Here is a 9,470-nt window from a genome sequence, read left to right as displayed (position 1 = left end):
GATACAAATGAGAAAGTGGATCAGAACACTGCTGATATCACCACCAATACCGACAGCATCAACCAAAACACAACCGATATTGCCACCAACACCACCAATATCAACAACCTGAGCAACTCAGTTACCACGCTCACTGACGATGCCCTTTTGTGGGATGCAGCCTCTGGCGCATTCAACGCTAACCGCAACGGAAGCGCCAGCAAAATCATTAATGTCGCCGCCGGCGACCTTTCTGAAGACAGTACAGACGCGGTGAACGGCTCACAGTTATATGAAACCAACCAGAAAGTAGATCAAAACACATCAGATATTGCAGATATCAATACGACGATCACCAACCTTAGCACTGATGCACTGAGCTGGGATGAAACAACGAGTTCGTTCTCTGCCAGCCACGGAAGTAGTACGGCAAACAAAATCACCAACGTTGCTGCCGGGGACCTTTCTGAGAGCAGTACCGACGCGGTTAACGGCTCGCAGTTGTTCGAAACCAATGAAAAAGTGGATCAGAACACGACCGATATCGCCGCCAATACCACCAACATCACTCAGAACAGCACCGCGATTGAGAACCTGAATACTTCTGTCTCCGACATTAATACGTCCATTACCGGCCTCACTGATAATGCTCTGTTATGGGACGAAGACATCGAAGCTTTCAGCGCAAACCACGGTACCAGCGGTACCAATAAGATAACCAATGTAGCAGCAGGTGAAATCGCCAGTGACAGTACTGACGCCGTTAATGGCTCTCAGCTCTATGAAACTAACATGCTGATTTCTCAGTACAACGAATCTATTAGCCAAATAACCGGCGATACCAGCGAAACCTATATCACGGAAAATGGTACCGGCGTGAAATACATCCGCACGAATGATAGCGGGCTTGAAGGCCAGGATGCATACGCAACGGGTGACGGCGCAACAGCAGTGGGTTACAACGCCGTCGCATCCGGTGCTTCGAGTCTGGCTCTTGGAGAGAACAGCAGCAGCAGCATTGAGGGCAGCATCGCCTTGGGCAGTGGCTCCAGCTCTAACCGCGCTATTACAACCGGTACACAAGCAACGAGCGTAACAAGCGATGGCGTCGTCATTGGTTACGATACAACAGACAGAGAGTTGCTGGGCGCGTTGTCATTGGGGACGGATGGAGAAAGCTATCGTCAAATTACCAACGTTGCGGACGGCTCTGAAGCGCAAGATGCAGTAACAGTTCGTCAGTTACAAAATGCTATCGCCGCCGTTTCCACGACGCCGACACAATACTTCCATGCCAACTCGGATGAGGAAGATTCCCTGGCGGTGGGTGAAAACGCGATTGCTGTTGGTGCTACAACCATCGTCAATGGCGATTCAGGAGTCGGTATTGGCTATGGCGCAGTCGTGGATCAATCTGCCTTCAACGGCATTGCAATTGGTTCAAGCGCACAGGTAAATCACGCCAACAGTATCGCGCTCGGCAGCAATTCACAAACTACCGTCGGCGCACAAAGCAGCTATACCGCTTACAACATGGATACGCCACAAACGTCGGTGGGCGAAGTTTCTGTAGGCAGTGAAGACGGTCAACGTCAGATCACTAACGTCGCGGCGGGTTCGGCAGACACCGATGCCGTAAACGTTGGTCAATTGAAAGTCACCGACAGCCATGTTGCCGCAAATACCGAAAGTATCAATAACCTGAACACGCAGGTGAGTAGTCTTGATACCCGCGTCACCAATATCGAAAACTCTGTCGGCGATATTGTCACTACCGGTAGCACCAAGTACTTCAAGACCAACACCGATGGCGTAGATGCAAATGCCCAAGGTACGGACAGCGTCGCGATAGGTTCCGGATCTATTGCGGCTGCTGAAAACAGCGTGGCGTTAGGTACAAATTCAGTCGCAGATGAAGCGAATACGGTGTCTGTCGGTTCTTCTACTCAACAACGTCGTATTACCAATGTTGCCGCAGGGGTGAACAACACTGACGCGGTTAATGTGGCGCAACTGAAAGCTTCAGAAGCAGGTTCCGTTCGTTATGAAACCAATACCGATGGCTCGGTTAACTACAGTGTGCTCAACCTGGGAGACGGGAGTGGCGGTACCACTCGGATCGGCAATGTTTCAGCGGCGGTGAACGATACGGATGCGGTGAACTATGCGCAATTGAAACGCAGCGTAGAAGAAGCAAACACCTATACCGATCAAAAAATGGGTGAAATGAACAGTAAAATCAAAGGAGTAGAAAACAAGATGAGCGGCGGTATTGCCTCAGCAATGGCCATGGCTGGTCTTCCACAAGCTTACGCACCGGGAGCCAACATGACCTCGATTGCTGGGGGTACGTTTAATGGTGAAAGTGCCGTCGCCATTGGTGTCTCCATGGTAAGTGAAAGCGGGGGCTGGGTGTATAAATTGCAAGGAACCAGCAACAGCCAGGGCGATTACTCTGCAGCCATTGGTGCTGGATTCCAGTGGTAATGAAGTAACAATACTCCCGACATCAAAGGCAATGGCATCATGCCATTGCCTTTTCACTTCTCTTTGTTGCCCTCACCCCTCAATTGGCCCTACCAATTTTAGCCAGATCATACCAACACCTCACATTTCATTAAAATGTGAGTACAATACCGTTGCCAATAAATAACATTTGATTAACCATTCATTGTCATTACCCCTACACAACAATATTGGCAGGGCCACTTTTACACATAGTGTGACGAAGATTTGAGCAAAGACTCATTCCATTATGTCGGCGGCCCCCAGGAGACCTGCAATGAATCTCTGGCAACAGAACTACGACCCGGCCGGTAATATCTGGCTTTCCAGTCTGATCGCATCGCTCCCTATCCTGTTCTTTTTCTTCGCCCTGATTAAGCTCAAGCTGAAAGGCTATGTTGCGGCGTCCTGGACGGTGGTGATTGCTCTGGCAGTCGCCCTGCTGTTTTACAAAATGCCGGTCGATCACGCGCTGGCATCCGTAGTGTACGGTTTCTTCTACGGTCTGTGGCCAATTGCCTGGATCATTATCGCCGCGGTATTCGTCTATAAAATCTCGGTGAAGACCGGACAGTTCGACATTATCCGATCATCGATACTCTCGATTACCCCAGACCAGCGTCTGCAAATGCTGATTGTCGGTTTCTCCTTTGGGGCATTCCTCGAAGGAGCAGCAGGCTTCGGTGCTCCGGTAGCGATTACCGCCGCACTGCTGGTTGGTCTTGGCTTTAACCCGCTGTATGCGGCAGGTTTGTGCCTGATCGTAAATACCGCGCCGGTCGCTTTTGGCGCAATGGGCATTCCGATTCTGGTTGCCGGTCAGGTTACCGGACTGGACAGCTTCGAGATTGGCCAGATGGTAGGTCGTCAACTGCCGTTCCTGACCATTATCGTGCTGTTCTGGATTATGGCGATTATGGATGGCTGGCGTGGTGTCAAAGAAACCTGGCCTGCGGTGATGGTCGCTGGCGGCTCGTTTGCTATCGCACAGTACCTCAGCTCTAACTTTATCGGGCCGGAACTGCCGGACATCATCTCTTCTCTGGTCTCACTGGTGTGTCTGACGCTGTTCCTGAAACGCTGGCAGCCGGTACGCATCTTCCGTTTTGGCGATATGGGCGCTTCGCAGGTCGATATGGATCTGTCACGCACCCGCTACACCGCTGGGCAGGTGGTACGCGCCTGGTCACCGTTCCTGTTCCTGACCGCTACCGTCACGCTGTGGAGCATACCGCCGTTTAAAGCGCTGTTTGCGCCAGGCGGCGCGATGTACCACTGGGTGGTCAATATTCCGGTTCCGTTCCTCGACAAGCTGGTTGCCCGTATGCCACCGGTCGTACACGAAGCTACAGCCTACGCGGCGGTGTACAAATTTGACTGGTTCTCCGCGACCGGTACCGCAATACTGTTTGCCGCCCTGCTGTCTATCGTCTGGCTGAAAATGAAGCCATCTGCTGCGCTGCAGACCTTTGGCAGCACGTTGAAAGATCTGGCGCTGCCTATCTACTCCATCGGGATGGTGCTGGCATTCGCGTTTATCTCTAACTACTCCGGGCTTTCATCCACCCTGGCACTGGCCCTGGCACATACCGGCAGCGCATTTACCTTCTTCTCGCCGTTCCTTGGCTGGCTGGGGGTATTCCTGACCGGGTCCGACACCTCATCAAACGCATTGTTCGCCGCCCTGCAGGCCACGGCCGCTCAGCAAATCGGCGTTTCGGATGTGCTGATGGTGGCCGCAAATACCACCGGCGGCGTGACCGGCAAGATGATCTCTCCGCAATCTATCGCAATCGCCTGTGCGGCAGTGGGATTAGTGGGGAAAGAGTCTGATCTGTTCCGCTTTACCGTGAAGCACAGTCTGATTTTCACCTGCATGGTGGGTGTGATTACCACGCTGCAGGCCTATGTCTTAACCTGGATGATTCCATGATAGTGATGCCCAGACGCCTGTCAGACGAAGTCGCATCTCGTGTGCGGGCGCTGATTGAAGAACAACAGCTGGAGGCGGGCATGAAGTTGCCCGCTGAGCGCCAACTGGCCGTACAGCTCGGCGTATCGCGCAACTCGCTGCGCGAGGCGCTGGCGAAACTGGTGAGCGAAGGCGTGTTGATTAGCCGTCGTGGCGGCGGGACGTTTATCCGCTGGCAGCATGAGGCCTGGTCTGAACAAAACATCGTTCAGCCGCTGAAAACTCTGCTGGCGGACGACCCTGATTACAGTTTCGATATTCTGGAAGCCCGCCACGCCATCGAAGCCAGCACCGCCTGGCATGCAGCTATGCGTGCCACTGCTGCCGACAAAGAGAAGATCAGACTCTGTTTCGAGGCCACACAAAGCGAAGATCCAGATCTCGCCTCGCAGGCAGACGTTCGCTTTCATCTCGCCATTGCGGAAGCCTCGCACAACGTGGTGCTGTTACAGACCATGCGCGGTTTCTTCGACGTATTGCAGTCTTCGGTGAAACAGAGCCGCCAGCGTATGTACCTTGTGCCACCCGTATTTTCGCAACTGACGGCGCAGCATCAGGCCGTCCTGGATGCGATTGTTGCCGGAGATGCCGACGGAGCGCGTAAAGCAATGATGGCGCACCTCAGTTTTGTCCACACCACGATTAAACGATTTGATGAAGATCAGGCCCGCCAGGCGCGTATCACCCGCCTGCCCGGTGACCCTGGTGAGAATAGCAGGGAGAACAACACATGATTATTTCAGCAGCCAGCGACTATCGCGCCGCAGCCCAGCGCATCCTACCCCCCTTCTTGTTCCACTATATAGACGGTGGGGCGTATGCAGAGCACACTCTGCGCCGTAACGTGGCAGACCTGTCGGAAGTGGCACTTCGCCAGCGCGTGCTGAAGAATATGTCCGACCTGAGCCTGGAGACAAAGCTGTTCAACGAAACGCTCTCCATGCCGGTGGCCCTTGCACCTGTCGGTCTGTGCGGCATGTACGCGCGCCGGGGCGAAGTTCAGGCCGCCGCCGCCGCTGATGCCAAAGGCATTCCGTTTACGCTTTCCACGGTATCCGTATGTCCGATTGAAGAAGTCGCCCCAACCATCAAACGTCCGATGTGGTTCCAGTTATATGTTCTGCGCGATCGTGGCTTTATGCGCAACGCGCTGGAACGCGCCAAAGCGGCGGGCTGCTCTACGCTGGTCTTTACCGTCGATATGCCAACCCCTGGCGCACGCTACCGTGACGCCCATTCCGGGATGAGCGGCCCAAATGCCGCACTGCGCCGCTACTGGCAGGCAGTCACCCATCCACAGTGGGCATGGGACGTTGGCCTGAACGGTCGCCCACATGATTTAGGCAATATCTCGACTTATCTTGGTAAACCTACCGGTCTTGAGGATTACATCGGCTGGCTGGCGAATAACTTCGATCCGTCGATTTCGTGGAAAGACCTCGAGTGGATCCGCGAATTTTGGGATGGTCCGATGGTGATCAAAGGGATCCTCGATCCCGAAGATGCCCGAGATGCCGTACGCTTTGGTGCGGACGGCATCGTTGTCTCTAACCACGGTGGTCGCCAGTTAGACGGCGTGCTGTCTTCAGCTCGCGCGCTGCCCGCCATTGCCGATGCGGTAAAAGGCGATATCACCATTCTGGCAGACAGTGGGATCCGCAACGGTCTGGACGTCGTACGTATGATTGCGCTGGGCGCGGATAGTGTTCTGCTGGGACGTGCTTATCTGTACGCGCTGGCCACCCACGGTCAGGCCGGGGTGGCGAATCTGCTGAATCTGATCGAGAAAGAGATGAAGGTGGCAATGACCCTGACCGGGGCGAAATCGATTAGCGAAATCAGCCGTGATTCGCTGGTACAGGAACTGGGCAAACAGGTGGCTGACTACCCGATGCAGCCCAAACGTGGAAATGCGGCGTAAACGTTAATTTGCTATGCTGCCCCGTACTTAAGGGGGCAGCATGCTAAACATCGTTTTATTCGAACCAGAAATCCCGCCAAATACCGGCAATATTATCCGTCTTTGCGCCAACACCGGCTTTCGTCTGCATATTATTGAGCCAATGGGCTTTACCTGGGACGACAAGCGCCTGCGTCGCGCGGGGCTGGATTACCATGAATTTACCGCTGTGCTACGCCACCCTGATTACGCCGCCTTCGTCGCCGCAGAAAATCCGCAACGTCTGTTTGCCCTGACCACCAAAGGTACTCCAGCGCATAGCGCGGTAAGCTATCAGGATGGGGATTATCTGATGTTTGGCCCGGAAACTCGCGGTCTGCCAGCCAGCATCCTCGACGCGCTGCCTGCCGAACAAAAAATTCGTATTCCGATGATGCCGGACAGTCGCAGCATGAACCTGTCGAATGCGGTGTCGGTGGTGGTGTATGAGGCCTGGCGCCAGTTAGGTTATCCCGGCGCGATAATGCGTAGTTGATTTTTGTCGGATGGCGGCTGACGCCTTATCCGACCTACGAAAGAATTTACCGTTATTTTTCGAGCGTTATCGGCGCAGTCAGGTTGGACACGGACTGCGCTTGCCGACCTGCGCGTACACGTAGTACGTGAGGATGGCGAGCACAGCCCGGGTTCAAGATGACAAGTAAGATAGCTCGAAATCAGATTCCATCGCCGTATTCGAAAGTATGATGAATCCCGTTGAAATGCTGATCCATATCCATAGACGGCTTATCGCTGTCTGGCTTACCGACGATGCGCGCCGGTACGCCTGCGGCGGTGGTATGCGGCGGTACGGGCTGTAGCACGACCGAACCTGCGCCAATCTTCGCGCCGCGCCCGACTTCAATGTTGCCGAGAATTTTTGCTCCCGCGCCGATCATCACGCCTTCACGAATTTTCGGGTGGCGGTCACCGCCGGCTTTACCGGTCCCGCCCAGCGTGACGGATTGCAGAATAGAAACGTCGTTTTCAATCACCGCGGTTTCACCAACCACAATGCCGGTGGCGTGATCGAGCATAATCCCACGGCCAATTTTTGCCGCCGGGTGAATGTCTACCTGGAAGGTAACGGACACCTGATTTTGCAGGAAGATCGCCAGTGCCTGACGCCCCTGATGCCACAGCCAGTGACCGATACGGTAGGCCTGAAGCGCATGAAAGCCCTTCAGATACAGCAGTGGAGTGGAATATTTATCTACAGCCGGGTCACGCGTGCGTACTGCCTGAATATCGCAGGCCGCTGAGGCAATCATTTCAGGATCGGCCGCGTAGGCCTCTTCTACGACTTCGCGAATCGCAATGGCGGGCATGATTGGAGAAGCGAGTTTATTCGCCAGCATATAGCTTAGCGCACTGCCGAGATTTTCATGCTTGAGCAGCGTTGCGTGGTAAAAACTGGCCAGCATTGGCTCACATTCCGCCAGTGCCCGGGCTTCCGCTTTAATGTTTTTCCAGACGATATCCAGTTCTTCACACGACATTGCGTACTCCAGAAGGTAGCAAAACGACCGATCCGTTCTTCGCGGATCGGGTCGTTATATTCAACAGTTCCTTACAGCTAGTGGCGACTCAGCTCGTCCTTGCGTGCACGGCCTAATAACGTCAATGCTGCCTCGCGCGCGTTTTTTCCGCAATACAATACTTGATAAATTTCCTCGGTTATTGGCATCTCAACACCAAAACGGTGCGCCAATTCACGAACTTCTTTCGTATTGCGATAGCCTTCAACCACTTGGCCAATCTTGTCCTGCGCACCCTGCACGTCCATCCCCTGGCCGAGCATCATGCCAAAACGACGGTTGCGCGACTGGTTGTCGGTACAGGTCAGCACCAGATCGCCTAAACCCGCCATCCCCATAAAGGTGGCAGGATCGGCCCCCAGCGCCGCACCAAGACGAGACATTTCGGTCAGCCCACGGGTGATCAATGCGGTTCGTGCATTCGCGCCAAAACCGATGCCGTCAGACATCCCCGCACCAATGGCAATGACGTTTTTCACCGCGCCGCCAAGCTGCACGCCAATGAAATCCGGGTTGCTATAAACGCGGAAGCTTTTGCCGCAGTGCAGCAACTGCTGGAGATCGTCAGCAAAAGTGTCGTCCGTCGAGGCCAGAGAAATCGCCGTCGGCATGCCCGCAGCCAACTCTTTGGCGAACGTCGGGCCGGAAATAACCGCCAGTGGAATTGAGTCCCCCAGCGCTTCACGCGCGACGTCCTGCAGCAGACGCCCTGTTTCCGCTTCCAGACCTTTTGTCGCCCAGACCAGTCGTGCGTCAGGACGCATCAATGGTTTGATGTTACGCAGCACTTCGCCAAAGACGTGGCTCGGCACCACCACCAGAATATTACGACTGGCGGCCAGCGCTGTGGCTAAATCACTTTCCAGGCGCAGCGTGTCGGGAAAAGGCACATCAGGAAGGAACGCGACGTTGCAGCGATCGTGCTCGAGAGTCGCGATATGTTTAGGATCATGGCCCCACAGGACAACCTGATGGCCATTTCTTGCCAGGGTGATGGCAAGAGCGGTGCCGTACGAGCCGGCACCAATCACAGTCATTGAAGCATTACTTTGGTTCATCAGGCATCCTGATGTTCTTCAGTACCTTCGCCAGCCTGCTGCTGTAAATAGTTCATGAACAGCGCATCAAAGTTGACCGGCGCAAGGTTCAGTTGCGGGAACGTACCGCGTGAAACCAGGCTGGTGATGCATTCGCGGGCATACGGGAACAGAATGTTCGGGCAGTATGCGCCCAGGCAATGCGCCATCTGAGTCCCTTCGATACCACTGATGGAGAAAATACCGCCCTGCTGAACTTCGCACAGGAACGCAGTTTCTTCACCCAGGGAAGCCGTTACGGTGACACGCAGCACTACTTCATACACGTCATCTGCCAGTTGGGTAGATGCGGTATCAAGATCCAGTTTAACCTCTGGCTGCCAATCTTTCTGGAAAACATGCGGTGCATTTGGCGCTTCGAAAGACACATCCTTGGTATAAATACGTTGGATCTGGAAAGCCATTTCAGTGTTATTTTGTTCTGACATGTTGAGAAAACC

The 9,470-nt window shown here is 54.2% G+C and carries 8 protein-coding genes; 5 read left to right on the top strand and 3 right to left on the bottom strand.

Going from position 1 to position 9,470, the window contains the following annotated elements; translation table 11 throughout:
• From OGY04_RS01060 to trmL, 5 genes are all read left to right on the top strand, one after another.
• Nucleotides 1–2,466, top strand: a 2,466-nt coding sequence (locus tag OGY04_RS01060) for a YadA family autotransporter adhesin (RefSeq protein ID WP_286584618.1), incomplete at its 5' end; no start/stop codon positions are given.
• A 295-nt stretch (nt 2,467–2,761) separates the two neighbouring features.
• Entirely contained in the window at nt 2,762–4,417 is a 1,656-nt protein-coding gene (lldP, locus tag OGY04_RS01055) for an L-lactate permease (protein WP_048215310.1), read from the top strand.
• Nucleotides 4,414–5,190 (top strand): transcriptional regulator LldR, encoded by a 777-nt coding sequence (gene lldR / locus OGY04_RS01050; protein WP_003024170.1) that lies wholly within the window; start codon nt 4,414–4,416, stop codon nt 5,188–5,190. The genes lldP and lldR overlap by 4 nt, the downstream gene beginning before the upstream one ends.
• Complete coding sequence (gene lldD, locus OGY04_RS01045) at nt 5,187–6,377, top strand: FMN-dependent L-lactate dehydrogenase LldD (RefSeq protein WP_008786460.1); 1,191 nt, start codon at nt 5,187–5,189, stop codon at nt 6,375–6,377. Before lldR ends, lldD begins: the two co-directional genes overlap by 4 nt.
• 40 nt (nt 6,378–6,417) lie before the next feature.
• Nucleotides 6,418–6,891 (top strand): tRNA (uridine(34)/cytosine(34)/5-carboxymethylaminomethyluridine(34)-2'-O)-methyltransferase TrmL, encoded by a 474-nt coding sequence (gene trmL, locus OGY04_RS01040; RefSeq protein WP_234096649.1) that lies wholly within the window; start codon nt 6,418–6,420, stop codon nt 6,889–6,891.
• Between the two features lie 181 nt (nt 6,892–7,072).
• Here trmL and cysE read toward each other — a convergent pair whose 3' ends face one another.
• The 3 genes from cysE to secB all read right to left on the bottom strand — a co-directional run bounded on the left by cysE (nt 7,073) and on the right by secB (nt 9,458).
• Entirely contained in the window at nt 7,073–7,894 is an 822-nt protein-coding gene (cysE, locus tag OGY04_RS01035) for a serine O-acetyltransferase (protein WP_234096648.1), read from the bottom strand.
• 77 nt (nt 7,895–7,971) lie between these two features.
• On the bottom strand, nt 7,972–8,991 hold the full coding sequence (gene gpsA, locus OGY04_RS01030; RefSeq protein WP_008786462.1) for an NAD(P)H-dependent glycerol-3-phosphate dehydrogenase: 1,020 nt from the start codon (nt 8,989–8,991) through the stop codon (nt 7,972–7,974).
• Entirely contained in the window at nt 8,991–9,458 is a 468-nt protein-coding gene (secB, locus tag OGY04_RS01025; protein ID WP_003024155.1) for a protein-export chaperone SecB, read from the bottom strand. Before secB ends, gpsA begins: the two co-directional genes overlap by 1 nt.
• Between the last annotated feature and the right edge of the window lie 12 nt (nt 9,459–9,470).

This window comes from Citrobacter sp. Cpo091, assembly GCF_030332645.1.
Classification (GTDB): Bacteria; Pseudomonadota; Gammaproteobacteria; order Enterobacterales; family Enterobacteriaceae; genus Citrobacter; species Citrobacter portucalensis.
Note: the sequence above shows the minus strand (reverse complement) of the source record. Positions and strands in the feature narration are given on the sequence as shown.